The sequence below is a fragment of the Streptomyces sp. NPDC046379 genome, assembly GCF_055587785.1.
The window spans coordinates 43425-69010 of record NZ_JBVJFP010000009.1 but is presented as its reverse complement, the minus strand read 5'-3'; the positions used below and the strand labels follow the sequence as shown (position 1 = coordinate 69010).

The following is a 25586-nucleotide window of genomic DNA, read 5'->3' as shown; positions in this document are numbered from 1 at the left end:
CGCGGGACCGGCGGATCGCGGGACCGGCGGATCGCGGGACCGGCGGATCGCGGGGCGCACCGCCCGCGCCGCCCGCCGCCCCGCCCGCCGGCAGGCCGCCCGTCGTACGATGCCGGGCGTGACGCACGACGATGCTCCGCTGCTCGCGGACCTCATGCCGTGGTCCGTCGCACCGCCGCGGCTCGGCCGGGGGTGGCCGGCGGCGCCCGACCCGGGCTCGCTGAAGGCGCGGTGGGAGGCGCTGATCAAGGCCGAGGGGCCGGACCGGGAGGCGCTGTTCGAACCGTCGCGGGCGCGCACCCTGCACACGGCGGTCGGCCGGCTGCCGGGCGGGGGCGGCGGCACGGAGAAGCTGGCGCGGGCCTCGGGCCCCTGCGCGGAGCCGGTCCGGGTGCTGTACGCGCCCTTCGACGAGCAGTGGCTGATTCCCGACCACCGTCTGATCGACGCGGCCCGCCCCGAGCTGTGGCGGGCGGCCGACGAGCACCAGATCTTCGCCGTCGAGGCGCCCGGCCCCGGCGGTCCCCGTCTGCTGGCCACCTCCCGCGTCCCGCTGCTGCGCCCCGGCCGCGTCCGCCCGCTCTACCGTCGCCCCGGCGCCGCCGAGCCCAACCTCGCCCCCGGCCTCCTGGACCACCTCGCCGCCCGCCTCGGTCACGCCCCCGACCCGGTGGACGTGCTCGCCTGGACCCTCGCCGTCGTGCGCCCGGACCTCTCCGTGCCCCTCACCGACGACCCGGACCTCTGGGCGGAGGGCGTGCGCACGGGCCGCCGGATGCTGTGGCTGATGCGCCGCGACGGCGAGCGCCCCAAGCTGCCCGGCGGGCGCCGCCCCTACGTCCGCGCCCCGCTCCCGCCCCGCCCGCTCGCCCTGCGCTACGACCGCGAGGAGGAGGCCCTGTACGTCGACGAGGGCCGCATATCCCCGGTGCCGCCCGAGGCGTGGGACTTCGAAGCGGGCGGGGCGAGGGTGCTGGAGCAGTGGTTCGCGGCGCGCACCGCCGAGGCCGGGCCCGGCACGCTGCGGGCCGTCCGCCCGGCGACCTGGCCGCAGTCGTGGACGTCGGAACTGCTGGAGCTGATCACGGTCCTGGCCCTGCTGTCCGAAGTACGGCCGCCGGAGCCCGGGTCGGCGGTCACCGCGGCGGACCTGCGTGCGGCGGGCGTCCTGCCGGCGCCGCCCTCCGCGCGCCGGCCGGCGTCGGTGCTGGACCACCGCGAGGAGGGCCCGGAGGGCCAGTTCGCGCTGCTGTGAGCGGCGCTGCCATCATCCGGTGCCATGGAACGCCAGCCGCCGCCCCTCGCGGGCATCACCGTCGTCGCCGTCGAACAGGCCGTCGCCGCCCCCTTCGCGACCCGTCAGCTCGCCGACCTCGGCGCCCGGGTGGTCAAGGTGGAGCGGGTGGACGGCGGCGATTTCGCCCGCGGCTACGACACCGCCGCGCGGGGACTGGCCTCGCACTTCGTGTGGTGCAACCGCGGCAAGGAATCGGTCGCGCTGGACCTGAAGGACCCGCGTGGCCTGGAGGCCGTGCGGCGGCTGGTCGCCGGTGCGGACGTGTTCGTGCAGAACCTCGCCCAGGGCGCCGCCGCCCGGCTCGGCCTGGACGCCGCCACGCTGTGCGCCGCGCACCCCCGCCTGATCGCCGTGGACATCTCGGGCTACGGGTCGTCGGGTCCGTACGCGGACAAGCGGGCGTACGACATGCTCGTGCAGTGCGAGGCGGGGCTGGTGTCGGTGACCGGCACGCCGGACCGGCCGGTCAAGGCGGGTATCCCGGCGGCTGACATCGCGGCGGCCATGTACGCCTTCTCGGGCGTGCTGGCGGCGCTGGTGCGGCGCGGCGTCACGGGCCGGGGCGGTCCGGTGGAGGTGTCGATGCTGGAGGCGCTCGCGGAGTGGATGGGGCATCCGCTGCACCACGCCCTGCACGGAGGCACGCCCCCGGCGCGCACCGGTCTCGCGCACGCCGTCATCGCCCCGTACGACGCCTATCCGACGGCGGACGGGGGACGGGTGCTGCTGTCGGTGCAGAACGACCGCGAGTGGCGACGGCTCGCCGAACGGGTGCTGGAAGAACCGGGGTTGGGGGCGGATCCGGCGTTCGCGACCAACGCGGCGCGGGTGGCGAACCGGGAGCGCACGGACGCACGGGTCGCGCGGGCGCTGAGCGCGCTGGACACCGACGAGGCGCTGGCCCGGCTGGAGGGCGCGGGCATCGCGTGCGCCCGGCTGCGGGACGTGCGGGAGCTGGCCGGGCATCCGCAGCTGGCGGCCCGGGGACGGTGGCGGGAGGTGGGTTCGCCGGCCGGGCCGCTGAAGACGCTGCTGCCGCCCATCACGCTGCCGGGTGGGGACGAGGCGGGGATGGGGGACGTACCCGCGCTCGGGCAGCACACCGATGCGGTGCTGCGTGCCGTGGGGATGACGGACGAGGAGATCGCAGCGTTGCGCCGGGACGGTGTGGCCGCCTGAGCACGGTTCCCGAAGCGGCCCTCGGGGAGGGCCGGACGCCGGTCAGTGGCCGCCGAAGAGGGTGCGGCGCAGCCGGCGCAGCGGAGCGAAGAGCGACACACGGCTCACTCGCGCACCCCTGGCGCTGGGAGTGTGCGCGGGCTCTCGCGCGGTCAGTTCACGCATCAGCGAGGTCGCCTCGGCCGCCTCCCGCTGCGGGACCGCCGGCCCCGCGAGCACCGAGAGATGGCGGTCGAGGCGCGAACTGGTCGCGCTGCTCCCGCAGGTGATGGCAGGGACCCTCGCCCTGCTGCGCACTGTTATCTGTTCCATGTCACTCCCCACCCGTACGAGTCCACCCGGCCCGGGCAGGGTAACCCTATCGCCCCGCCGGGGCACTCGTGTATCGGCCTCACAGGAAACACGTTCCCCGTAAGGGTGTTGACGACGCCTCTTCGACTACTCTCCGAATCCGGCAGAATCCAGGGCGAGTTGGACATGGGGTCCGCTGGTGGGCCGCTCGGACCCGCCGGGCTCGACGGTCACGGCGAGTGACGTGGCGGCGGGGCCGAGGCCGGCGGCGACCAGGGGCGTGTCGCCGTCGAGGAGCCCGCGGGAGCGCGGTCGCTCCCGCGGACGCCGAGCGGGAGCCGGTGGACGCGCCCGCCGCGCGGTTCGCCGTGTCCGCGCAGGGTCACGGGACGCGTCCGGGGCGTACGAGTGCGCGGGAGCGGCCGTGTCCCCCGGAGGGGCGACGGGCAGCGCGAGCGTGCGCCTGCGGGCCGTCGGCGCGGTTTCTGCGGGGTGGCGCGCGCGGCGGCCATGACCCGATCGCGCAGGGCGGGCCGCGCCGGGGCGGCCGTGGACCGGGCCGGCCGCAGGGCGTCCTCGGACAGGGCGCGACCTCGGCGACGCGGCGGCGGCAGCGGGCCGGACGCCTCTCCGAGCGGTGGCGTCCGCCCCAGCGCGCCGGCCCCGCCGGTCGGCGGCCCCGGCGGCGGGGCCGGTCCGTCGCGCGGCCCGGTGGCGCGGCGTGCGTCGTGGTGGCCGTCGGCGCCGGACCGGTGTTCAGGGGGGCGGCATCCGCCTTCGGCTGAGCTACGTTGGGGAGGAAGGACGCGAATGGGGGCGCCCGTGTCCGTGCAACCGGGCAGTGAACGTGTGATCGCCGGCCGCTACCGTCTCCTCGCCCCGCTCGGCGAGGGCGGCATGGGGACCGTGTGGCGCGCCCGCGACGAGGTGCTGCACCGCGAGGTGGCCGTCAAGGAGGTGCGGGCCCCGGCCGGGCTGCCCGCCGCCGACGTGGAGCGGATGTACGCACGGCTGGAGCGCGAGGCCTGGGCGGCGGCGCGGATCACCAGCCGCAACGTGGTGACGGTGTACGACGTGGCCGCGGAGGAGGGCCGGCCGTGGATCGTGATGGAGCTGGTCCGCGGGATCTCCCTGGCCGAGCTGCTGGAGGCCGAGGGGCCGCTGACGCCCCGGCGGGCCGCGCACATCGGCGCCGAGGTGCTCGCCGCGCTGCGCGCCGCGCACGGAGCCGGGGTACTGCACCGGGACGTCAAGCCGGCCAACGTGCTGCTGTCCAACGACGGCCGGGTGGTGCTCACCGACTTCGGCATCGCCATGGTCGAGGGCAGCTCGGCGCTGACCATGACCGGCGAACTGATCGGCTCCCCCGAGTTCCTCGCGCCGGAGCGGGCGCTGGGCCGCAGGCCGGGGCCGGAGTCGGACCTGTGGTCGCTCGGGGTGCTGCTGTACGCGGCGGTGGAGGGCGGCACGCCGTTCCGGCAGGACACCCCGCTGAGCACGCTGCGGGCGATCGTGGACGAGGAGCTGCCGCCGCCGCGCCGGGCGGGGCCGCTGGCCACCGTGATCGCGGGGCTGCTGCGCAAGGACCCGGCCGAGCGCATCCCGGCGGAGCGGGCCGAGGAGGACCTGCGGCTGGTCGGCGCGGGCGGCACCCCGCGCGCGGACGCCCCGCCGACGACGCCGTACGCCCCGGCCGCTGCGACCCCGGCCGCGGAACCGCCGTCGACGGCGCCCACGCGACCTGTTCCGGCCCCCGCCCCGGCGACCGGGAGCACGGCCGTTCCACCACCGCGCGACCGCCGCGCCGTCCCCGTGCTGGTCGCGGGCGTCGCCGCCGTGGCGCTGGCGCTGGCCGGGCTGACGTACACGCTGCTGAACGACGGGGACGGCGACGGGACCGCGGGCGGCGGCACCGCCACGCCGTCGGCGCGGGTAAGCGCCCCGGCGAGCGCGACCGGGCGGGAGAGCGCCCCCGACGAGACGTCGGCCCCGAGCCCGCGCCCGAGTCGCAGCGCGCCGAGCGCCACCGCGCCGCCCCAGTCGGTGACGGTGACCGTCTCCGGGGAGCGCACCGCCTACTCCGGCCCCTGTCCGCCGCCGGGCGCCGAGGCGCCGGCGTTCACGGCCACGTTCACCGTGGGCCGGCTGCCGGCGGAGGTCGACTACCGCTGGGTGACGCGCGACGGCGAGGTGGCCGGCGGTGGCTGGAAGACGCTGTCCTTCTCGAAGGACGGCCCGCGTACGCGCCAGGACCGGGTGACCGTGACGGCGTACGCGGGCGGTGGGACGTACGAGAACGAGATCGGCGTGCAGGTGCGGTCACCCGTGGAGACGAGGTCGCGGACCGTGCCGTTCTCGGTGAGCTGCGCGACGGCGGCCGGGACCCCGACGGGCGGGACCTCGGCGTCGCCGTCGCCTTCCGTCAGCGACTGAACGGGTTCGTACGACTGGTGACGGGCGCTCAGGCCGCGTTGCGGAACACCGGCAGGTAGCCGCCGGACTGCCCGTTCGCGGTGGGGTGGTACGAGTCGCCGATGTTGAGCCAGTTGACGCTGTGCAGCCAGGAGCTGCCGGAGCAGATCTCGTGGCCGGTGAAGGTGGTGCGGACGTCGCCGAAGGTGAAGCCGTGGGCGGCGGCACGCCTGGCGATGGCGCTGTTCAGGTGGTCGGAGGCCTGGTTGATGGCCGCGCGCTTGGTCTCCGACAGGCCCAGGCAGCTGGTGCCGAGCTTGTAGAAGGTGGGGTAGCCGAGCACGACGACGCGGGCGGACGGCGCCCGGTTGCGGATCGCCGTGTACACGGAGTCGAGCTTGCCGGGCAGGGTCGTGTCGACGTACGCGCGGGCGGTGTTGATGCGGGAGATGCAGGCGCTGTCGGACTGCAGGACGCAGGTGGTCATGACGTCGGCGAAACCGGCGTCGTTGCCTCCGACGCTGAGGGAGACCAGACCGGTGCCGGCGCCGAGCGACGACAGCTGTCCGGCGAGAACTTCATCCGTACGAGCGCCCGAGCAGGCGGCGAAGGTGAACGACGAGGGTGAGTTGGCGGCGGCCCACAGGTAGGGGTACGCCTTCGTGCTGCGCTTGCAGTCACCGCTGGAGCTGATGTAGCTGCCGGCGCCGACTCCCGAGGAGTAGGAGTCGCCCAGCGCCACATAGCCGGTGGCGGCGGTCTCGGCCGCCTGCGCGGTCGCCGCGCCGCCGAGAGCGGCGCCTGCGGCCAGCAGCAACGAGCTGACGTATACGGCAATGCGGGAACGTCTCATGGAACCTCCCTATAACAGCAACTCCATCGGAACGTTGGTATCAACTACGCGTGTTGAATGGAAGTGTCCATGCCAAAAGTTTCCGGCCATACCTCCGTAGGTAGCCGGGCATTCGCCTGCACGTTCGCCTTGCGTTCGATTTCGTGTTCATGACAGATTTGTTGACAGGCGTTCAATTCCCTTGTCCCCACGGCGGAGATCGCCCACGCTGTACCGCAGCCCGGGGCGGCACGCGACGCCCCCGGCCGTGGGCTCGAATACGCGCTCACCCCCCACAGACGCGCGCCCTCACCCGGGCACGCGCCGCCAACAGGAGGACTCCCTCGTAATGGCACAACTGCGTAGCAACAAGCTCCGGTTCGCCACCCTGACCGGTGTGGCCACCGCCGCCCTGCTGGGCGGGCTCACCGCCCTGCCCGCCCAGGCCGCCCCGGCCCAGGGCACCGTCCTCGCGGCCGGCTCCCCCACCGCCGTCAAGGACAGCTACATCGTCACGCTGAAGAAGGACGCCGGCTTCAAGGCGTCCTCCAGCGAGGGCAAGAGCCTCATCAAGGAGTACGGCGGCGCGGTGAAGAAGACGTTCGGCGCGGCGCTGAACGGCTACACCGCCACCCTCTCCGCGGCCGAGGCGAAGAGACTCGCCGCCGACCCGGCCGTCGCCTCCGTCGAGCAGAACCAGCGCGTCCAGGCCGTCGCCACCCAGTCCAACGCCCCCTGGGGCCTGGACCGCATCGACCAGACCTCGCTGCCGCTGTCCGGCACCTACACCTACCCGGACACCGCGGGCAGCGGCGTGACCGTGTTCGTCATCGACACGGGCGTGCGCATCAGCCACTCGCAGCTCACCGGCCGCGCCGTCAACGGCTACGACGCCGTCGACGGGGACAGCGTCGCGCAGGACGGCAACGGTCACGGCACCCATGTGGCCACCACCGTCGCGGGCTCCACCTACGGCGTCGCCAAGAAGGCGAAGATCGTGGCGGTCCGCGTGCTGAACAACAGCGGCTCGGGCACCACCGCCGGCGTGATCGCGGGCATCGACTGGGTCACGGCCAACCACTCCGGGCCCTCGGTCGCCAACATGTCGCTCGGCGGCGGCGTGTCCACCACCCTGGACGCGGCCGTGCGGCGCTCGATAGCGAGCGGCGTCACCTACGCCGTCGCCGCGGGCAACAGCAACACCAGCGCCTCGTCGTCCTCCCCGGCCCGCGTCGCCGAGGCGATCACGGTCGGCGCCACCACCAGCACCGACGCCCGGGCGAGCTACTCCAACTACGGCTCCGCCCTGGACATCTTCGCGCCCGGCTCCTCCATCACGGCCGGCTGGCACACCGGCGACACCGCCACGAACACCATCTCCGGCACGTCGATGGCGACGCCGCACGTCGCCGGCGCCGCCGCCGTCTACCTGGCCGGCCACACCTCGGCCACCCCGGCCCAGGTCGCCTCGGCCCTGATCGCCGGCGCCACCACCGGCAAGGTGACCAGCCCCGGCACCGGTTCCCCGAACCGCCTGCTGAAGCTCGTCCCGTAGGACTCGCGCCGCGGACGCCGATGTGACGGAGGGTTCCCCGGAGGCCACGGCCGCCTCCGGGGAACCTTTCCGGCTCCGGGAACCTCCCGCGTCCGGGCAGCCGCTCGCCGATCTCCGTACCGACCCGCGGCGCACCTCGGAAACGGGGTGCACGCGGCGGCCGGGTGCCCGATCATGGCGGCATGTCCCCGAACCCACACGACGCACTGCCGATCCGGCTCAACGTCGACGACAGCGACTCGCCGTCCGATGTCGTCGACGCGCTGTTCCTCGGCCGTTTCGCGACGGGCGAGCAGCCGTACTCGCACGCGGCGAACATCGACCGCGTACGGTCCGGGGCGACGCTCCTGCCGCCGGACGCCCGGGTGCTGCGCGTCGCGCGCGACGACGACCGCAGCGCGACCCTCGCCGAGGGCGACGGCTGGACGCTGCTGGTGTCCCGCTGGAACCGCGGCGCGGACGTCACCGTGACCGCGACCAGCGCCGAACTCGCCAAGAGCGTCCTCGACCGGGCCACCGACGGCGCGGCCGACGAACCCGAACCGCAGCCGGAGAACGTCACCATGGGGTTCTGGTACGTCTCCCCGCGGCGCGGCCCGCACCGCACCACCCGGCAGATCTCCGCCGGCACCTGGGACGAGGTGCGGCCCAACTACACCGCGCCGGTGGCCGACGCGATGGACCGGCTGATGAAGACGACGCCGGAGGACATCGCGGGCAGGCTGCTGCTCCTGCACGGTCCGCCCGGCACCGGCAAGACCTCCGCGCTGCGCACGCTGGCCCGGTCCTGGCGGGACTGGTGCCAGGTGGACTGCGTGCTCGACCCGGAGCGCCTCTTCTCCGACGTCGGCTATCTGATGGACATCGCGATCGGCGAGGACGACTCCACGGGCAAGGGCCGCTGGCGGCTGCTGCTCCTGGAGGACTGCGACGAGCTGATCCGCGGCGAGGCCAAGCACACGGCCGGCCAGGCGCTGTCCCGGCTGCTCAACCTGACCGACGGCCTGCTCGGCCAGGGTCGCAACGTCCTGGTCGGCGTCACCACCAACGAGGACCTCGAACGCCTGCACCCGGCCGTGGTGCGGCCCGGCCGCTGCCTGGCCCGCATCGAGGTCGGCCCGCTGACCCGGCGGGAGGCCGTCGACTGGCTCGGCACCGAGGAGGGCGTCGGGCGGGACGGGGCGACCCTGGCGGAGCTGTTCGCGCTGCGCCGCGGCACGTCCCCGACGTCGCTGCCGGAGCCGCGGGGCGGGGCGGAGGCGGGGCTGTACCTGTAGGGCCGGGGCCGCCGCGATGACCGGGTCATCCGCCGGGGCCGGGTCGCCGCTGAAGGCCGGTCCGCCGGCAGGGCCCGGCGCGTCCAGGGTGCTTTCATGGACGTATGACCCTGTTCGTCGGCACCTCGGGCTGGCAGTACAAGGACTGGCGGGGCGTCCTCTACCCGGACGACCGGCCCACGCGGCTGTGGCTGGAGGAGTACGCGGGGCGGTTCGCGACGGTGGAGATCAACAACGCCTTCTACCGGCTGCCGTCGCGGGAGACCTTCGAGGCGTGGCGGGAGCGGGTGCCGCCGGACTTCGTGGTCGCGGTCAAGGCCAGCCGCTACCTCACGCACATCAAGCGGCTGCGGGAGCCCGAGGAGCCGGTGGAGCGGCTGATGAGCCACGCCGCCGGGCTCGCCGACCGCCTCGGCCCCGTCCTGCTCCAGCTGCCGCCCACGCTGCGCGCCGACCCCGCGCTGCTGGACGCGTGCCTCGCCTGCTTCCCGGCCGGAGCGCGGGTCGCGGTGGAGCCTCGCCACGCGTCGTGGTGGACGCCGGAGACCGAGGAGGTGCTGTGCTCCCGGGGCGCGGCGCTGTGCTGGGCGGACGTGCTGGCCCGTCCGGCGACTCCGCTGTGGCGCACGGCCGACTGGGGCTACGTCCGCTTCCACCAGGGCCGCGCCCGGCCGTGGCCGCACTACGGCGAGCGCTCGCTGCGCACCTGGGTCCGGCGGGTCGCCGAGGCGTTCCCCCGGGGGCGGGACGTCTACGCGTACTTCAACAACGACCCGGGCGGCGCGGCGGTGGGCGACGCGTCGACGTTCGCGTCCTTGGCGAGGAGGGCGGGCCTGACGGTGACCCGGACCCCGCGGGAACTGGTGGGGCAGCGGTAGCAGCCGCCCTCGTCGGCGACCGGTGCCCCTCGCCGTGGGCGGCGCGCGGCCCCTTCCGTACGGCGGCCGGCGCCTCGTCCCGCGTCGGCGCCCCCGCCCACTCCGCGCAGCCGACGCGCACCAGTCGCCGTAAGGCGCACACCACTCGTCGTAAAACGCACGGCGTCCCGTGCGACGGCCGGCGCCGTGTCACGTGACCACCCGGGCCGGCGCACCCCCGCTCGCCCGTGCCCCGCCGACACGCGCTACTCGCCGTAGGCGGCACGCAGTGCGTCCCGCACCGCGACCAGCGCCGCGTCCCGCGACAATCCGAGCCGGTGCGCCCGCTCCGCGTAGGCCTGCGCCGCCGTCGCCGCCTCCCGCTCGGCCGCCGAGCCCGCGGCGGCGACGAAGGTGCCGTTGCGTCCACGCGTCTCGATCACGCCGTCCGTCTCCAGCGCCCGGTACGCCTTGGCGACGGTGTTCACCGCGAGCCCCAGCGACTCGGCGAGCCCGCGCACCGTCGGCAGCCGGTGGCCGACCGGCAGCTCGCCCGACCGCGCCTGCGCGGAGATCTGCGCGCGCACCTGTTCGTACGGCGCCGCCGCGGCGCCCTCATCGATGTGGATCTTCAAGGTCACCGGCCGATTGTCCCGTACCCGACGGAAAATGAGAGGCGTCCGGCCCCTCCCCGGCGTAGCGTGCGCCCTCATGAGCATGATCGTCCGCGACATCCGTCCCGAGGCGCCGGCCGAGGCGGCGGCCTTCAGCGCGATCCGCCGGCTGGCCCTGCCCTTCATGCTGTCGACCCCGGACTCCGTGCTGCACCAGCTCGCGCACGCCCATCCGGACGCCCGGTTCCGGCAGCTCGTCGCCGAGGAGGACGGGGAGATCGTCGGCACCGCCCAGGTCGGCCTGGCCCACGACAGCCCGCTGCCCGGCCAGGGGTACCTCAATGTGTACGTCCACCCGGGGAGGCCGGGGCGCGGCGCCGGTTCGCTGCTGGTGCGCGCCGCCGAGGAGCACCTCGCCGGCGCCGGGGCGACCAGGCTGTTCGCGTGGGTGCCGGACGAGCCGGGCAACCGGGCGTTCGCCGAGCGGCACGGCTACCGTCCCGGGCGCTCGGCGCACTTCCTGCGGCTGGACCTGGCGCACGGGGCCCTGCCTCCGCTCCAGGATCCGCCGCCGGGCGTGGAGCTGCGCACGGCCGCCGACTACGCGGACGACCCGCGGCCCCTGTTCGAGCTGGACGCGGAGGCCACGGCGGACGAACCGAGCGACGTCGGCGCGGAGTTCACGGACTACGAGGCGTGGCTCGCGGAGACCTGGCGCCATCCGCTGCTCGACCTGGAACTCACCTCGGTCGCCGTCGCCGACGGCCGCCCCGTCGCCTTCAGCGTCGCCCACACCGACGGCCACGGCCGCTACGGCAGCGCCATGACCGGCACGGCCCGCGCCTTCCGCGGCCGGGGCCTGGCCAAGCTGGCCAAGAACGACTCGCTGCACCGGGCGCGCGCCGCCGGCTGCACGGAGGCGTTCACGGGGAACGACACGGGCAACGGGCCGATGCTCGCGATCAACGACTGGTTCGGTTACACCATCTGTGCGACGGAGGTGCGGTATGCCCGTGAACTCGGCCGAATCGGCCCGTGAGGTGGAGGTCGTCCTGCTCAAGGCGGGCCGGACGAAGATCCGTTACCCTGCCGAGCTGCTCCAGGACGACGGCAACCGCGTGGTCGTCCGCGCGCCCTTCGCGGGCACGGGCGTGCGCGACTTCGGCTTCGTGCGCTTCGAGCCGGGCGACGTCTTCACGGAGTACTACTGGCGGGACCGCTGGTACGCGGTCATGGAGGTCCGCGATCCCGGGGGCCGCCTGAAGGGCTGGTACTGCGACATCGCCCGCCCCGCGGTCCTCGCGGGCACGGAGCTGGTCGTGGAGGACCTCGACCTGGACCTGTGGCGCTCGCCCGACGGCACGGACGTGCGCCGCCTTGACGAGGACGAGTTCGCGGCGAGCGGCCTCACGGAGACGGACCCGGAGGCGGCCGAGGCCGCGGTGCGCGCCCTGGACGAACTGGAAGCCCTGGCCCGCGGCGGGGACTTCACGGCACTCCTCGCCTGAGCCCGTCCCCTCACCCGCACCACGCCCGCGTACCGCTCGTCGCCCACCGCCCTCCCCCAGCCGCACGTCACCGGCCGGCGACACGGCGTCACGCCCGGCGGGCCGGCCCACGTCGTCACCGCACGTCATGCCCCACGGAGTGACACCCGACACTGACATCCGAATCGTGACAACCGCCACTGACACCTCGGCAGTGATGAGGAAGTCTCGGCGAAAGGGTCTACCTCCGTGAGAACACGGAACACGGTAGGCACTGAAGGAGGCAGCCATGCGCCGAGTCACAGTGCCCAAGCCCCAGCGGAAGACGGACGCCCGCCGACTCCGCGAGGAGGCCGACGAGCGTCCCGCCGAGCGCCGCGAGATCCGCGAGGACATCGCGCGGACCTGGTGGCCCGACGGCTGAGAACCCGCCCCGGCGGCGGCTTTCTGAGCGCAGGCTCAGCCCTCCCTTAACGGCGCCATAAGGATCTCCCTCACCCGCCTCCAGCAGGCGGTTCCACGGTTTCTCCGGGCTAGTTTCGGATCGCCCCCACGGGATCCGACCGAAGAACCGTCACGAGGAGTTCCCTCATGCCCGCACGCCGCAAGGCCGCCGCCGTCGCCGCCCTCGGCATCGCCCCGCTCGCCCTCACCGCCCTGTCCGCCGCCCCCGCGTCGGCGCACGGCTCCATGGGCGACCCGGTCAGCCGCGTGTCGCAGTGCTTCGCCGAGGGCCCCGAGAGCCCCGACTCCGCGGCGTGCCGGGCGGCGGTGGCGGCGGGCGGCACCCAGGCTCTCTACGACTGGAACGGCGTCCGCATCGGCGACGCGGCCGGCCGGCACCGGGAGCTCATCCCGGACGGCAGGCTGTGCAGCGCGGACGACGAGGCGTTCAAGGGCCTCGACCTGCCCCGCGCCGACTGGCCCGCGACGTCCGTGAGCAGCGGCCCGTACACCTTCAAGTACCGGGTGACGGCCCCGCACCGCGGCACCTTCAAGGTCTACGTCACCAAGCCCGGCTACGACCCGTCGCAGCCCCTCGCCTGGGACGACCTGGATCTGGCCGCCCCGGTGGCGACGGTCACCGACCCTGCCGCGTCGGGCGGCTTCTACACGTTCTCCGGCACGCTTCCCGAGCGTACGGGGCAGCACCTGCTGTACGCGGTCTGGCAGCGTTCGGACAGCCCCGAGGCGTTCTACTCCTGCTCGGATGTCACGTTCGGCGGATCGAACACGGAAGCCGGCGGCGCCGACACCGACGAGGGCGGGACCGGGAGCGGCACCGGCACGGAGTCGGAGACGGAGAGCCCTTCCACCCCCGCCCAGGACGCCCCCGCCCCCGCCGCCTCCGCCCCCACCGACCAGCAGATCCGGGCCGGCGCCGGCAAGTCGACCGTGGAGAACCACGGCCACGGCGACGACGACCACCGCACCACCGCGGCCCCGGACGCCAACCGGCCCGTGGCGGCCGGTTCCCCGACGCGTCTGGCCGAGACCGGCGGCGACGCCGGCACCGGGTACCTGGCGGTGGGCGGCGCCGCGGCGCTGGCGCTCGGCGCGGCGGCGCTGTTCGCGTCGGTGCGGCGGCGCGGGCGGCACGGCCGCTGACCCAGGACTCCGGGGCCCGGCGGGCGGCTCAGGCCGGCCGGGCCCCGGCGGCCGACGGGGACGGCGGGCCCGTCACCAGACGGGCCGGACCGGCCCCCCGGGCGCCATCCGCGCCAGCCGCTCCCCCAGCGCCCTCAGCTCCCCCTCCCCCAGCACCCCGGCCCACGCGCCCACGGCCTCCGCCGCCGCCTCCTCCGCGGCCCGCGTACAGGCCAGCCCTCGCTCGGTCAGCACGAGCATCCGGGCCCGCGCGTCTTCGGGGTGCGCCCGGCGTTCGACGTACCCCTTGCGCACCAGCTCGTCCACGAGCTGACTGGCGGCCTGCTTGGTGACCCCGAGGTGGGCGGCGACGTCGGTGACCGTCGCTCCGCCGGCGGCGATGCGGGCGAAGGCGAACCCGTGCGCGGGCCGCAGCCCTTCGAAGCCGCGGGCGGTCACCCCGTCGTGGATGCGCCGGGTCAGCTCGGCGGCGACGGCGAGCAGGGTGGCGGACAGGGCCATGGCTTCGGAGTTGCGCACGGACGCATTCAAGCACCCGTGTCTGGAGGATCCTTGACGAATTGGTCAAGAACCTTGACCATATAGTCAATCTACTTGACCATCTGCAAAAAAGGAGCCCCATGCCCGTCGTCCGCCCCTCCCAGGCCGTCGTCCACGAGATGCACGGCGCCCGCTTCGTCTCGTACGCCACCCCCCGCACCGGCAGCAGGGAACTGTGCGCCTGGCGCGGCGAGATCCCCGCCGGGACCAGGGCCCCCGTGCACACCGTCACGCGCGAGGAGATCCTGCACGTCCTCGACGGCGAACTCCTGGTCACCCTCGACGGCCGCACCGAGCGCGTCGCCGCCGGCGACACCCTGATCGTCACCCCGGGCACGGCCTTCGGCGTCGAGAACCCGACCGACCGCACCGCGACCACCTGGGTCACCACCACCCTCGGCCTGGAGGCCGAACTCGCCGACGGCACCCGGATCGCGCCGCCCTGGGCCCGGTGACCGCGCACCCGGACCGGGTGACCGCGCCGTTCCTCCGGGCCCCGTGGACCCTCACGCCGCCAGCGACCCCGGCATCACCGCACGCGGCCCGAACTTCGCCCGCACCCGGTCCGCGACCTCCTCCACGCGCCGCACCTTCTCGTCCACCGGGTCGAAGGTGAGCTGGTGGGAGGCGTGCTCGGCGGCGCCGAGGCCCTCCGCGCGCAGGACGAACGCGCGGACCCGGGCCCGCTGGAGGCCGAGCGCCTCGTACATGCCGTACGCCGTCCCCGTCAGCGCCGGCGAGTGGGCGGTGGGCTCGGCGAGGGTGCGGGTGCGGGTGGTGGAGGACCGGTCGGCGTAACGGACGGTGAGGGTCAGCGTGCGGCAGACCTGGTCCATGGCGCGCAGCCGGGCGCCCAGTTCCCCGGCGGCGGACAGCAGGGCGCGCCGGTGCCGGCCGGGGTCCAGTTCGTCGCGGTCGAAGGGGCGTTCGGCGGCCAGGGAGCGTGAGACGGCGTTGGGCACGACCCGGCCGCGATCGACGCCGTTCGCCTTCTCGCGCAGTTCGCGGCCGGCCCTCGCGCCGACCAGCCGCTGGAGCGTGGACAGCGGGGCGGCGGCGACCCGGCCGAGGGTGTCGAGGCCGTAGTCGCCCAAGGTGCGGGCGGTGGCGGCGCCGACGCCGGGCAGCACGGCGACGGGCTTGCCCGCGAGGAACTCCGCGATGGCGTCCGGGTCGTCGGGCACCGCGCGGGTCACCCCGGGCACGGCGTCCCGCAGGGCGACGCGGGCCAGCATCGGGCCGGGGCCGGCGCCGATCACGCAGTCGACCCCGTGGTGGGCGAGCGCACGGACCCGGATCACCGACGCCAGTTCCACGGCGTCGCGGCCGAAGTAGCGCTCGGCGCCGCCCAGATCGGCGAGCGCCCCGTCCGGCGGCAGGGCCTCGACGACCGGCGTGAACTCCTCCAGCAGGCCGAGCAGTCCCGGCAGGGCCGCCTCGTACATGGGCGGCAGCTGGAAACGTACGCAGAGAATGGTCATCCCGCACTCCCCGGGCTCTGGTGCCACAACTTCCTTCCGCCCGCCGGTCCTTCGCCCGCGGGACGCAGATCGGCCCAGGGGTGCAGCTCGTACCCCGTGGGCATGCGGATCGCCCGGGACCGCCGGACCTCCATCGGGTCCCGCGCGGCGGAACCGGCCGGCGCGGGCAGCCCTTCGGAGCCGGCGAGCCGCCCGCGCGTGGGTCCCCCGCCGTCGTCGGGCACGGGGCCGGGTCCGGGCGTGCCGGCCAGCCGGGCCGCGACCCCTTCCAGGCCCTCCTCCCGGCGTACGTCGAGCAGTTCGGCGAGGTTCCAGGCGGCGGCGCCCACGACGCTGAGGCTGCGCGGGCCACGCCGCTGCACCACTCCGCGCACCAGCAGCAGCCAGGAGTGGAAGACGGTGTGGGCGCAGGCCTCGTGGGAGTCGTCGAAGAAGGCGAGGTCGACCAGGCCGGTGCCGTCGTCCAGGGTGGAGAAGACGACCCGTTTGCCGGACCGGATCGGCGGCGTCTGGGTGGCCGCCTTCGCGCCCGCGACCAGCACCGTCTCCCCGTGCCGGGCGTCGCGCAGCCGACGCGCCGACAGCACGCCCAGCTCGTCGAGGAAGGCGCGGTGGTCGTCCATCAGATGGCGCGAGGCGTCCATGGAGAGCACGCCCAGCTCGGCGCTGAGCCGTTCCGCCGGGGTCAGGTCGGGCAGCCCCGCCGCGGCGGTCCTGCGTCCGCCGGCGAGGGGCAGTTGGCCGCCGCCCGCGCCCCGGGCGCCCCGGTGCAGCTCGGTCAGGTGCAGTTGCAGGTCGCGCCGGTTGGCGCCGAACGCGTCCAGCGCGCCGACCTGGGCGAGCCGCTGCGCCAGCGGGCGGCTGGGCCGGGCCCGTTCCCAGAAGTCGAGCAGCGAGGCGTACGGCTGTCCGGCGGCGATCCGCGCCGCCTCGGCCTCGCTGATGTTGTGCACGTCCGAGAGCGCGAGCCGCACCCCCCAGACGGCCCCGGAACCCCGTGAGCCGGAACCCTGCGAACCAGAACCCTGCGAACCAGAACCCTGCGAGCCGGAATCCCGCGAATCGGAATCCCTTGAATCAGACACCAGTTCGATCCGATGAGCGACCCCCGACTTGTTCACGTCCAGCGGCAGGACCGGCACCCCGCGCCGGCGCGCGTCCGCCAGCAGCAGCCGCTTGGGGTACATGCCGGGGTCGTGGGTGAGCAGCCCCGCGTAGAAGGCGGCCGGGTGATGGGCCTTCAGCCACGCCGACTGGTAGGTCGGCACAGCGAACGCGACGGCGTGCGCCTTGCAGAAGCCGTACGAACCGAAGGCCTCGACGATCTCCCAGGTGCGACGAATCGTTTCTGCATCGTATCCGCGCGCCGCCGCGTGCTGGGCGAACCAGACCTTGATCCGCCCCTGCGACTCCGGGTCGGACAGCCCGCGCCGCACCCGGTCCGCCTCGTCGCGTCCGCAGCCGGTCAGGATGTCGACGATCCGGATGATCTGCTCGTGGAAGACGACGACCCCGTACGTCTCCTTCAGCGCCTCCTCCAGATCCGGGTGCGGGTACCGCACCGGCGCCCGCCCGTGCCGGGCCTCGATGAACGGCCGCACCATGTCGGCGGCGACCGGCCCCGGCCGGAACAGCGAGATGTCGACCACCAGGTCGTGGAAGGTGCTCGGCTGGAGCCGCCCGACCAGGTCGCGCTGGCCCGGCGACTCGATCTGGAAGCAGCCCAGCGTCTCGGCGGAGCGGATCAGCCCGTACGTCGCCGGGTCGCCCTCCGGCACCGCGTCCAGGTCGACCCTCTCCCCCGCGGCCCGCTCCACCTCGGCGACCGCGTGCGCCATCGCCGACTGCATCCGCACGCCGAGCACGTCGAGCTTGAGCAGCCCGAGGTCCTCGACGTCGTCCTTGTCGAACTGCGCCATCGGCAGCCCCTCGCCGCTGGTCGGCACGACCGGCGTACGGGACAGCAGGGAAGCGTCGGACAGCAGTACGCCGCACGGGTGCATGGCGACCCCGCGCGGCAGGGCGTCGAGCGCCTCGACCAGCTCCCACAGCCTGCCGTACCTCTCCTTCTCCCCCGCGAGCCGCCGCAGCTCGGGCAGCTCCTCCAGGGCGGCGCGGGCGTCCCGGGCGCGGATGTGCGGGAAGGACTTGGCGATGCGGTCGATGTCGGCCGGGTCCATGGACAGGGCGGCCCCGACGTCCCGGATCGCGTGCCGCACCCGGTACGTCTCGGGCATCGCGACGGTGGCGACCCGTTCCGCGCCGAACCGGCCGATGATCGCCCGGTAGACCTCCAGCCGGCGCGCGGACTCCACGTCGATGTCGATGTCGGGCAGCACCATGCGGCGCTTGGACAGGAAGCGCTCCATCAGCAGCCCGTGCTCGACCGGATCGGCGTGCGCGATCCCCAGCAGGTGGTTGACGAGGGAGCCGGCGCCGGAACCGCGCGCGGCGACCCGGATGCCCATCCGCTTCACGTCGTCGACGACCTGGGCGACGGTCAGGAAGTACGAGGCGAAGCCGTGGTACTCGATGATCTCCAGTTCCCGGTGCATCCGCTCCCAGTACGCGCGCCGCCCGGCGTAGCCGCGCAGCACCATGCCCGCCGCCACGCGGGAGGCGAGCACGCGCTGCGCGGTGCGCCGCCCGGCGCCGACCAGGTGCGGTTCGGGGAAGTGCACGGCGCCGATGCCGAGGTCGTCCTCGGGGTCGACCAGGCACTCGGCGGCCGTCTCCCGGGTCTGTTCCAGCAGCCGGTGGGCGGTGTCCCGCCGGAACCCGGCGGCCTCCACCACCCGCTCGGCCGCGCGCAGCATGGCGACCGGGTCCTTCAGCCAGGCCTCGCCGGAGTCCAGTCCTTTCGACGGGTCGATCGGCACCAGCCTGCGGGCGGCGTCCAGGACGTCGGCGACCGGCCCCTGACCGGGGTCGGCGTAGCGCACGGCGTTGGCGAGCACGGGCCGCACCCGCTGCTCGGCCGCGAAGCCGACGGTACGGGCGGCCAGCCGCAGGGAGCCGGGTCCGGTCCCGGTGCGCCCGTGCCAGACGGCCTCCAGCCGCAGGGCGTCGCCGTACCGCTCCCGCCAGGGCCCCAGCAGCCGCGCGGCCCGGTCCGGCCGTCCCGCGGCGAGCGCCCGGCCGACGTCGGAGTCGGGCCCGAGCAGTACGGTCAGCCCGTCCCCGTGGTTGGCGGACCGCGGCACCAGGGGCGGCCCCTCGGGGCCGGCGTGGGCCGCGCTCACCAGGCGGCACAGGTCGGCCCAGCCGCGAGCGCCGTCCCGCGCGAGGAAGGTCGCCCTCGGTGTCGACTCGTCGACGAAGACCCCGCCCCGCACCGGCGCCCGACGCCGTGCCCTCTCCCGGGCGCTCTCGCTCTCCTCCACGGCCAGCTCGGCCCCGAACACCGGCCGCACCCCCGCCCCGGCGCAGGCCTTGGCGAACCGCACGGCCCCGGCGACCGTGTCCCGGTCGGTGAGGGCGAGGGCGTCCATCCCCCGCTCGGCGGCGCGCTCGGCCAGCCGCTCCGGGTGCGAGGCCCCGTACCGCAGGGAGAACCCAGAGAGGGTGTGCAGATGCGTGAAACCCGGCACACACACCTCCTCGAACATCAGTTCCCAATCGCCCCACCCCCACCATAGACCAATTCTCGAACATTCGTACGACACCCTTCACCCCCCGCCCCACCTGCGCAAACGCGTCACCGAACGGCAGGAAAGCCACCCATCGACCCCAAACCGCCCCGCCGGACGGCGCCCCCCGGGGACGCCCCCGGCCGGTGCCCGCCCCGCCGGCCGGCACCCCCCGACGGCACCCCCGGCCGGTGCCCGCCCTGCCGGCCGGCACCCCCCGGACGGCACTCCCCGGCCGGCGCTGCCCCGCCGGACGGCACACGCGCCGCCGCCCGCGCAAACGCAGGAGTCCCGCCCCCCATACGCAGGGGACGGGACTCCGTCGGAGCGGGCGGTCCGGTCAGCCGATCCCGGTCCCGGTCGCCGACAGCGCCTCGGTCACCGGCTGGAAGAAGGTCTCCCCGCCGGAGGAGCAGTCACCGCTGCCGCCCGACGTCAGCCCGATCGCACTGCTGCCCGAGAAGAGCGAGCCCCCGCTGTCGCCGGGCTCCGCGCACACGTCGGTCTGGATGAGGCCGTTCACGATGTCGCCGTTGCCGTAGTTCACGGTGGCGTCCAGGCCCGTGACGGTCCCGGAGTGCACCTGCGTGGTCGAGCCGCTGCGGGTGACCGGCATGCCGACCGTGGCCTGCGCCGCGCCGGTGATCCGCTGCACGGACCCGTCGTAGAGGTTCACCTCGCTCGGGTGCTCGACGCCTGCGGTGTACTTCACCAGCCCGTAGTCGTCGCCGGGGAAGCTGGAGACCTCGTTCTCCCCGATCACGTTCCCGGACGAGTCCGACCAGGTGGTGATCCCCTCGGTGCAGTGACCCGCCGTCAGGAAGTACGGCTCCCCGCCCTTGACGACGTTGAAGCCGAGCGAGCAGCGGCCGCCGCCGCCCGTGATCGCGTCGCCGCCGGCCACGAAGGGCGTGAACCTCCCCTCGGTCCGCCGGAGCTCCACCGTGCCGTCGAGTCCCTCGGCGACCTCGGTCAGCTTCTTCCACTCGGCCGCGGAGACGGTGCGGTCGGCGGTGACGACGACCTTGTTGGCCGTCGGGTCGGTCACCCAGGAGGTGCCCGGGATGCTCGCGTCCCGCCGCAGCGCGCCGCGGGCGCTCCGCAGTTCGGCGAGCGAGTTGTCGACGATCCTGGCCCGGGCGCCGGCCTCGCGCACGATCTCGGCGGCGGCGCCGTCGAGCACGTTCACCACGAGGCGCTCGGCGTCCGCGTCGTAGTAGGTCCCGGCGGCGTCCGCGCCGAGGTCACGGCCGAGCGTCGTGGCCAGATCCGTGGCCTCCACGGCCGAAAGGGTCTTGAGCGCGGGTGCGTCCGGGGTCTCACTGGCGTTCGCACTCTGGAAGGTGACTCCCGCGGCGACCAGTGCGGCGATGCCCGCACCCGCCACGGCGGCCCGCCGCCGGGGTATGCGTCGGTGCTTCAACTCACGTCCTCCTGTGGGGGGACGGCCCGGAGGTTGTGGGGACCTGACGGGCCGGAAGGCGTATGAACTGGGCGCCCACTATTCCGATCCCCGCGGGGAGCACACAAGGCCGACTTCAGGACGGGCCCCCGGCAACGCCCGCACGCCCTCTATGTCGCGACTGCCTTGACCGTCCACGGTCACGCCGTGCGAATTCACCCGCAAACTTCTCAGCAAACACTACGGGCGAGTAACCCGTCTCGCCCTGTGAGGTCTAGACCTGTCTTGAAATCACCCATGGGGTGGCCGAATCGTTCAACCGCGTGGACCGGCGCGGACACGACGAAGCCCCCGCACGCAGGGAGCGTGCGGGGGGGGCGGAAGCCGTCGGAAGCCGCGACGAGGACCGCGGCAGCGAGCGACTAGAGGACGGTGACGCCGTAGGCGCTCAGGGCCTCGGTGACCGGCTGGAAGAAGGTCGTGCCGCCGGAGGAGCAGTTGCCGCTGCCGCCGGAGGTCAGACCGTAGGCGGTGCCGTTGCTGCCGTAGAGCGGGCCGCCGGAGTCGCCGGGCTCGGCGCAGACCGTGGTCTGGATCAGGCCGTAGACGACGTCGCCGCCACCGTAGTTGACCGTCGCGTTGAGGGCGGTGACCCGGCCGCTGTGGGTGCCGGTCGTGGAACCGTCACGGATGACGGTGGTGCCCACGGCCGGGGTGGCCGCACGGGTGATGTCCACGCCGTTGGCGGTGCCGGGCTTGCTGATCGACGTGTTGCTGTACCGGACGAGGCCGTAGTCGTTGCCCGGGAAGCTGGAGCCGGCGGTCGGGCCCAGCACGGTGGTGCGGCTCGAGTTGGCGTACCAGGTGCCCGCGCCCTGGGTGCAGTGGCCGGCCGTGAGGAAGTACACGGTGCCCGCGCTGTTGCGGACGTTGAAGCCGAGGGAGCAGCGACCGCTGCCCGAGTAGATGGCGTCGCCGCCCTGGATCAGCTTGGTGAACTTGCCGGGCGTGCGCTTGATCGTGAGCGCGTCGGCGTTGGCGCCGGCCTGCTTCCTGATCTTCGCGATCTCGGCCTGGGAGACCGTGCTGTCGACGGTCACGACCACGCGGTCGGTCTTGCTGTCGACGGCCCAGGCGGTGCCCGGGACGTCCGCGGCCAGCACCGAGCTGCTGGCGCTCTTCAGCTCGGCGGCGCTGAACGTCGCGGGGTCGGACGCGTTGGCGCTGGGGACCGCTATCGCTGCGGCGGCCACGAGTCCGGTGGACACGGCGATCAGCCGGGACCGTCTCGAAATGCCGCTGCGGGGGGTGGTGCGCTTGATCCTCACTTCTCGTTCCTCCACATGGGAAGTCGGGGGCCCGCGTGGGGTCGGGGCCCGTGAGGCGCAGTCAGGCGGCACGGCCGTCGTCCGGATTTCGGACTCGCCGTGCCCCTGACAAGCGCTGAGGGGGAGTATTCGGCTGCACGGCGGAGGGACGCAAGGGTTCCTTTCGGCCGTACGCCTTTGAACGAGCTATGGAAAGCGGGCTTCCCGGGGGCGTCCGTCGCGGGTACCGGAAGGGTCAACTCCCCTGCCCCCGGGCGAGATCGACGACCGGGTGGACCTCACGGGCCCACCCCGTCGCCGCTTTTCTCGCGTGGCCGGAATTCGCCCCTCCGGAAGGCGCCGGCCGACGGTTCAGCAGTTGCACCCGCAGTCGCAGCAGTCACAGCAGTCACAGCCCTTGCCGCAGCAGTCGCAGCACTGGCAGCAGCCCTCGCACCCGTCGCTGCAGTTGTGCGGGCACAGCCCGCGCTTGGGCTCCCCGGTCCACGGATCGTGGTACTCGCCGCAGCACATCTGGCAGGTGCAGGCGAGCCCCAGCCACACCGCGCACCCGGCGAGCAGCCCGCGCCGGCCGCGCCGCGGCGGCTCGGGAGGCAGCGGGCCCCCGGGGCCGCCCGGTCCGCCGGGAAAGCCGCCCGGCGCTCCACCGGGCGCGCCGGGCGGAGCGTACGGATGGGACAGTCCGGGCACGGGCGGAGCCGGGACCGCGCCGGCGCCGTGGCCGTGCCGGCAGGACGTCGTCTTGAACGCCCGGTCCACCGAGGCGGCCAGCTCGTGCGCCAGCAGCCGGTGCGCCAGCCGTCCGTCCGTGAACTCCACCTCGCGCAGCGCCAGCCGGATGCCGTGCACGGCGTCGTCGGCGAGCCGCCGGGCCTCGGCCAGGGACGTGCCCGTGGCCGTCAGCGGGTTCCAGGCGCCGGACGCGGCGTCGGCCTCCCGGTCCTCCACGGCGTCCAGGAGGTGCGCCAGCCGTCCGAAGAGCCGGCCCGCCTCGGCGAGCGGCTCGGCGTTGCCCGGCCGACCGGCCAGGACCGCGGTGTGCGCGAAGGCCGCCGCGGTCGCCGTCTCGGTGGGCTCGGTGACGGCGAGGATCGGGGTGCCGGGCCCGGCGAGCGCCTCCAGGCCGGACTGCCGGTCGACGGCGTCGAGAAGGACGGCGGTGTCGAACCCGACGGCCGATCCGCCGCGCGCGTCGGCGCGCCCCCAGCTGTCGGCGACCCGGCGCGCGGCGAGCGCCACCGGACGGCGGGCGAGCAGCCCGTCCCCGTCGGCGACGTGGTCGCGGACCTTGGCGGCGGCGAGCACCAGCGAGACGGCGGCGGCGAGCCGGGCGCCCTCACCCTGGGCGACGGACGCGGTGCGCATCCCGCGCAACGGGCACGGCCCCGCCGTACGCCGCGCCTCCCGCCCCGGACCGGACTGAGCCTCCGTCAGCACGGAGACGAGCAGTCCGTCGTAGTTGGTGACCACCCGGGCGAACTGTCCGTGGTCCCCGCCCAGGGCGAGGCACAGCCCGCACAAGTGGGCCATCCACTGCGCGCCGAGCTTCTCCCCCAGCCGATGACGGCACGGTCTGACGATTCCGAACACCTGGATCCCCCGTATCCCCCGTATACAACGCGGCGTGTGCGTTGCCGAACGGCCGCATCGTATAGGCAGATTTTCACACCACTTCGACCGCCCCGGTTCACCCGTACGCCCCGCCGATCACCCGTCCGGCACGAAGAATCATATTTCACTCACAGTCAGCAGCTGTGTGTGTCAACACCCTTGGGGTATCCGGGCTCTCGACGGATTCGTCGTGCACCAGTACCGTCACAAACCCCCCGCGCGGCGTCTAACCACTTGGCGCGCCGTCCGCATCATGGATGACGATAGGGATGCGGAAAGCAAGAAAGACCGCTGTGAGAGGAGGCGTCCATGGGATCGGTGCGCAAGGCGAGTGCGTGGCTCGGCCTCGTCGACGACAACGATGACGAGCGTTACTACGACGACGAGTACTCCGAGGAGACCGGGTCCGGGGACGCCTGGGTCACGGACCCGCGGGTGAAGGTGGCCACGGACACGGCCGAGGAGAAGGGCCGCCGGATCGGCACGGTCACCCCGGACAGCTTCCGGGACGCCCGTGCCATCGGCGAGCTGTTCCGGGACGGCGTCCCGGTCATCATGAACCTGACCGCGATGGAGGCCGCGGACGCCAAGCGCGTGGTGGACTTCGCGGCCGGTCTGATCTTCGGACTGCGCGGGTCGATCGACCGCGTGTCCAACCGCGTGTTCCTGCTGACCCCCGCCGACACGGAGATCATCAGCGGGGAGCCCGCCGCCCACCGGGCGGACGGCTTCTTCAACCAGAGCTGAGGCAGGGCCGCTCACCGGAAGGCGTCGAGTCCGGTGAGCGCCTTGCCCAGCACGAGCTGGTGCATTTCGACGGTGCCCTCGTAGGTGAGCACCGATTCCAGGTTGGTCGCGTGCCGCATGACGGGATATTCGAGCGAGATCCCGTTGGCGCCGAGGATGGTCCGGGCCGTACGGCAGATGTCGATGGCCTCCCGTACGTTGTTGAGCTTGCCGAAGCTGACCTGCTCGGGACGCAGGCGGCCGGCGTCCATCCGCCGCCCCAGATGGTGGGCGAGCAGAATCCCCTTGTGCAGTTCGACCGCCATGTCGGCGAGTTTGGCCTGGGTGAGCTGGAAGCCGCCGATGGGCCGCCCGAACTGCTCCCGTGAGCGCGCGTAGTCGAGCGCCGCCTCGAACGAGCTGCGCGCCGCGCCCATCGCGCCCCAGACGATCCCGTACCGGGCGTGCGACAGACAGCTGAGCGGTCCGCGCAGGCCGACGGCCCCGGGCAGCACGGCGTCACCGGGCAGCCGTACCCCGTCGAGCACCAGCTCGCTGGTGACCGAGGCGCGCAGGGACCACTTGTGCTTGATCTCGGGGGCGGAGAAGCCGGGGGCGTCGGTGGGCACGACGAAACCGCGGATGCCCTCCTCGGTCTGCGCCCAGACGACGGCGACCCCGGCGACGGAGCCGTTGGTGATCCACATCTTGCGCCCGTCGAGCACCCAGTCGCCGCCGTCGCGCCGCGCCCGGGTGCGCATCGCGGCGGGGTCGGAGCCGTGGTCGGGCTCGGTGAGCCCGAAGCAGCCGATGACCTCGCCGGCGGCCATCGGGGGCAGCCAGCGCCGCTTCTGCTCCTCGCTGCCGAACCGGTGGATCGCGTACATCGCGAGGGACCCCTGCACGGACACCAGGGACCGGATCCCGGAGTCTGCGGCCTCCAGCTCCAGACAGGCCAGCCCGTACTGCACGGCGCTCGCCCCGGCGCACCCGTAGCCGTCGAGCGACATCCCGAGCGCCCCGATGCCGCCCAGTTCCTTGGCCAGCTCACGGATCCCGGGCAGCTCCCCCTTCTCGTACCAGTCGGCGACGTACGGCAGTACCCGGTCCGCCGCCCAGGCGTGGACGGTGTCCCGGACGGCGAGGTCCTCGGGCTCGAGCAGATCGTCGATGCCGAGCGGGTCGGACGGATCGAACGCAGGCAACTTCGCGGACACGAGCACCCTCCGGCGGCTCAAAACTAGCGACGCTAGTTCACGGATTCGAGGCGACGTTACGACGCCCCGCCCCGCACGTCCACCTGCCACCCGTCAGGGCACGATCTCCGCCCCCGCGCCACCCGCGCTTCGGCTCCGCGCCACACCGTCCGCACCACCCGGCCGACGTGAACGTGCGGCCGGGGTGGGCTCGGGCAGCCGGGGTGTTCGACGGGTGACGCAGGCGGAGCGGCGGGAGCGGCG

General features: G+C 74.2%; 22 protein-coding genes and 1 pseudogene. 12 read left to right on the top strand and 11 right to left on the bottom strand.

Features of this window, described 5'->3' with window-relative positions; translation table 11 throughout:
- Positions 1–109: 109 nt before the first annotated feature.
- Together ACZ6KF_RS17355 and ACZ6KF_RS17350 are read left to right on the top strand one after the other, a co-directional pair.
- Positions 110–1255: a type ISP restriction/modification enzyme gene (locus ACZ6KF_RS17355; protein WP_356626915.1), complete on the top strand. Its 1146-nt coding sequence runs from the start codon at positions 110–112 to the stop codon at positions 1253–1255.
- A 24-nt stretch (positions 1256–1279) separates the two neighbouring features.
- Complete coding sequence (locus ACZ6KF_RS17350) at positions 1280–2476, top strand: CaiB/BaiF CoA transferase family protein (protein WP_469159089.1); 1197 nt, start codon at positions 1280–1282, stop codon at positions 2474–2476.
- Between the two features lie 42 nt (positions 2477–2518).
- On the opposite strand, the gene ACZ6KF_RS17345 is transcribed toward ACZ6KF_RS17350, so the two are convergent.
- Positions 2519–2788, bottom strand: a complete 270-nt coding sequence (locus tag ACZ6KF_RS17345) for a hypothetical protein (protein ID WP_356626913.1) — start codon at positions 2786–2788, stop codon at positions 2519–2521.
- A 126-nt stretch (positions 2789–2914) separates the two neighbouring features.
- Positions 2915–3357 (bottom strand): annotated as a pseudogene (locus tag ACZ6KF_RS17340) (anti-sigma factor domain-containing protein); the annotation flags it as partial.
- A gap of 220 nt (positions 3358–3577) precedes the next feature.
- Between ACZ6KF_RS17340 and ACZ6KF_RS17335 the strand changes: the two are divergent.
- Positions 3578–5200: a serine/threonine-protein kinase gene (locus ACZ6KF_RS17335; protein ID WP_356626912.1), complete on the top strand. Its 1623-nt coding sequence runs from the start codon at positions 3578–3580 to the stop codon at positions 5198–5200.
- A gap of 28 nt (positions 5201–5228) precedes the next feature.
- Here the strand turns inward: ACZ6KF_RS17335 and ACZ6KF_RS17330 are convergent, their stop codons facing one another.
- Positions 5229–6032, bottom strand: a complete 804-nt coding sequence (locus ACZ6KF_RS17330; protein WP_356626911.1) for an SGNH/GDSL hydrolase family protein — start codon at positions 6030–6032, stop codon at positions 5229–5231.
- Between the two features lie 328 nt (positions 6033–6360).
- Here ACZ6KF_RS17330 and ACZ6KF_RS17325 point away from each other — a divergent pair, with 328 nt between their 5' ends.
- From ACZ6KF_RS17325 to ACZ6KF_RS17315, 3 genes are all read left to right on the top strand, one after another.
- Positions 6361–7566 (top strand): S8 family peptidase, encoded by a 1206-nt coding sequence (locus ACZ6KF_RS17325; RefSeq protein WP_356626910.1) that lies wholly within the window; start codon positions 6361–6363, stop codon positions 7564–7566.
- Between the two features lie 182 nt (positions 7567–7748).
- Positions 7749–8843, top strand: a complete 1095-nt coding sequence (locus ACZ6KF_RS17320; protein WP_469159087.1) for a DUF5925 domain-containing protein — start codon at positions 7749–7751, stop codon at positions 8841–8843.
- Between the two features lie 104 nt (positions 8844–8947).
- A complete protein-coding gene (locus ACZ6KF_RS17315; RefSeq protein WP_469239109.1) occupies positions 8948–9721 on the top strand; it encodes a DUF72 domain-containing protein in 774 nt (257 codons plus the stop codon).
- Between the two features lie 245 nt (positions 9722–9966).
- On the opposite strand, the gene ACZ6KF_RS17310 is transcribed toward ACZ6KF_RS17315, so the two are convergent.
- On the bottom strand, positions 9967–10341 hold the full coding sequence (locus ACZ6KF_RS17310; protein ID WP_356626907.1) for a GntR family transcriptional regulator: 375 nt from the start codon (positions 10339–10341) through the stop codon (positions 9967–9969).
- 70 nt (positions 10342–10411) lie between these two features.
- Here ACZ6KF_RS17310 and ACZ6KF_RS17305 point away from each other — a divergent pair, with 70 nt between their 5' ends.
- From ACZ6KF_RS17305 to ACZ6KF_RS17290, 4 genes are all read left to right on the top strand, one after another.
- Positions 10412–11353, top strand: a complete 942-nt coding sequence (locus ACZ6KF_RS17305; RefSeq protein WP_356626906.1) for a GNAT family N-acetyltransferase — start codon at positions 10412–10414, stop codon at positions 11351–11353.
- Positions 11322–11822, top strand: coding sequence for a ribonuclease FAU-1 family protein (locus ACZ6KF_RS17300; RefSeq protein WP_356626905.1), 501 nt, complete (start codon positions 11322–11324; stop codon positions 11820–11822). The genes ACZ6KF_RS17305 and ACZ6KF_RS17300 overlap by 32 nt, the downstream gene beginning before the upstream one ends.
- Before the next feature lie 268 nt (positions 11823–12090).
- Positions 12091–12225 carry a hypothetical protein gene (locus tag ACZ6KF_RS17295; RefSeq protein ID WP_356626903.1) on the top strand — a complete coding sequence of 45 codons (135 nt, stop codon included), beginning with the start codon at positions 12091–12093 and terminating at the stop codon, positions 12223–12225.
- Positions 12226–12392: 167 nt separating this feature from the next.
- Positions 12393–13409, top strand: a complete 1017-nt coding sequence (locus ACZ6KF_RS17290; protein ID WP_469176540.1) for a lytic polysaccharide monooxygenase auxiliary activity family 9 protein — start codon at positions 12393–12395, stop codon at positions 13407–13409.
- A gap of 72 nt (positions 13410–13481) precedes the next feature.
- Here the strand turns inward: ACZ6KF_RS17290 and ACZ6KF_RS17285 are convergent, their stop codons facing one another.
- Positions 13482–13928 carry a MarR family winged helix-turn-helix transcriptional regulator gene (locus ACZ6KF_RS17285; RefSeq protein WP_356626899.1) on the bottom strand — a complete coding sequence of 149 codons (447 nt, stop codon included), beginning with the start codon at positions 13926–13928 and terminating at the stop codon, positions 13482–13484.
- Positions 13929–14029: 101 nt separating this feature from the next.
- On the opposite strand from ACZ6KF_RS17285, the gene ACZ6KF_RS17280 reads away from it, so the two are divergent.
- Positions 14030–14404 carry a cupin domain-containing protein gene (locus ACZ6KF_RS17280; RefSeq protein WP_356626897.1) on the top strand — a complete coding sequence of 125 codons (375 nt, stop codon included), beginning with the start codon at positions 14030–14032 and terminating at the stop codon, positions 14402–14404.
- A 51-nt stretch (positions 14405–14455) separates the two neighbouring features.
- Here ACZ6KF_RS17280 and ACZ6KF_RS17275 read toward each other — a convergent pair whose 3' ends face one another.
- The 5 genes from ACZ6KF_RS17275 to ACZ6KF_RS17255 all read right to left on the bottom strand — a co-directional run bounded on the left by ACZ6KF_RS17275 (position 14456) and on the right by ACZ6KF_RS17255 (position 23379).
- Positions 14456–15430, bottom strand: coding sequence for a DNA polymerase Y family protein (locus tag ACZ6KF_RS17275; protein ID WP_356626895.1), 975 nt, complete (start codon positions 15428–15430; stop codon positions 14456–14458).
- Positions 15427–19020 (bottom strand): DNA polymerase III subunit alpha, encoded by a 3594-nt coding sequence (locus ACZ6KF_RS17270; protein ID WP_469239107.1) that lies wholly within the window; start codon positions 19018–19020, stop codon positions 15427–15429. The genes ACZ6KF_RS17275 and ACZ6KF_RS17270 overlap by 4 nt, the downstream gene beginning before the upstream one ends.
- 379 nt (positions 19021–19399) lie before the next feature.
- Positions 19400–20482: a S1 family peptidase gene (locus ACZ6KF_RS17265; protein ID WP_469239105.1), complete on the bottom strand. Its 1083-nt coding sequence runs from the start codon at positions 20480–20482 to the stop codon at positions 19400–19402.
- A gap of 401 nt (positions 20483–20883) precedes the next feature.
- On the bottom strand, positions 20884–21789 hold the full coding sequence (locus ACZ6KF_RS17260; RefSeq protein WP_356626889.1) for a S1 family peptidase: 906 nt from the start codon (positions 21787–21789) through the stop codon (positions 20884–20886).
- 351 nt (positions 21790–22140) lie between these two features.
- Positions 22141–23379 (bottom strand): DUF5685 family protein, encoded by a 1239-nt coding sequence (locus ACZ6KF_RS17255; protein ID WP_469239103.1) that lies wholly within the window; start codon positions 23377–23379, stop codon positions 22141–22143.
- A gap of 330 nt (positions 23380–23709) precedes the next feature.
- Here ACZ6KF_RS17255 and ACZ6KF_RS17250 point away from each other — a divergent pair, with 330 nt between their 5' ends.
- Positions 23710–24147 (top strand): cell division protein SepF, encoded by a 438-nt coding sequence (locus ACZ6KF_RS17250; protein WP_356626885.1) that lies wholly within the window; start codon positions 23710–23712, stop codon positions 24145–24147.
- A gap of 11 nt (positions 24148–24158) precedes the next feature.
- On the opposite strand, the gene ACZ6KF_RS17245 is transcribed toward ACZ6KF_RS17250, so the two are convergent.
- Complete coding sequence (locus tag ACZ6KF_RS17245; RefSeq protein WP_469239101.1) at positions 24159–25349, bottom strand: acyl-CoA dehydrogenase family protein; 1191 nt, start codon at positions 25347–25349, stop codon at positions 24159–24161.
- Between the last annotated feature and the right edge of the window lie 237 nt (positions 25350–25586).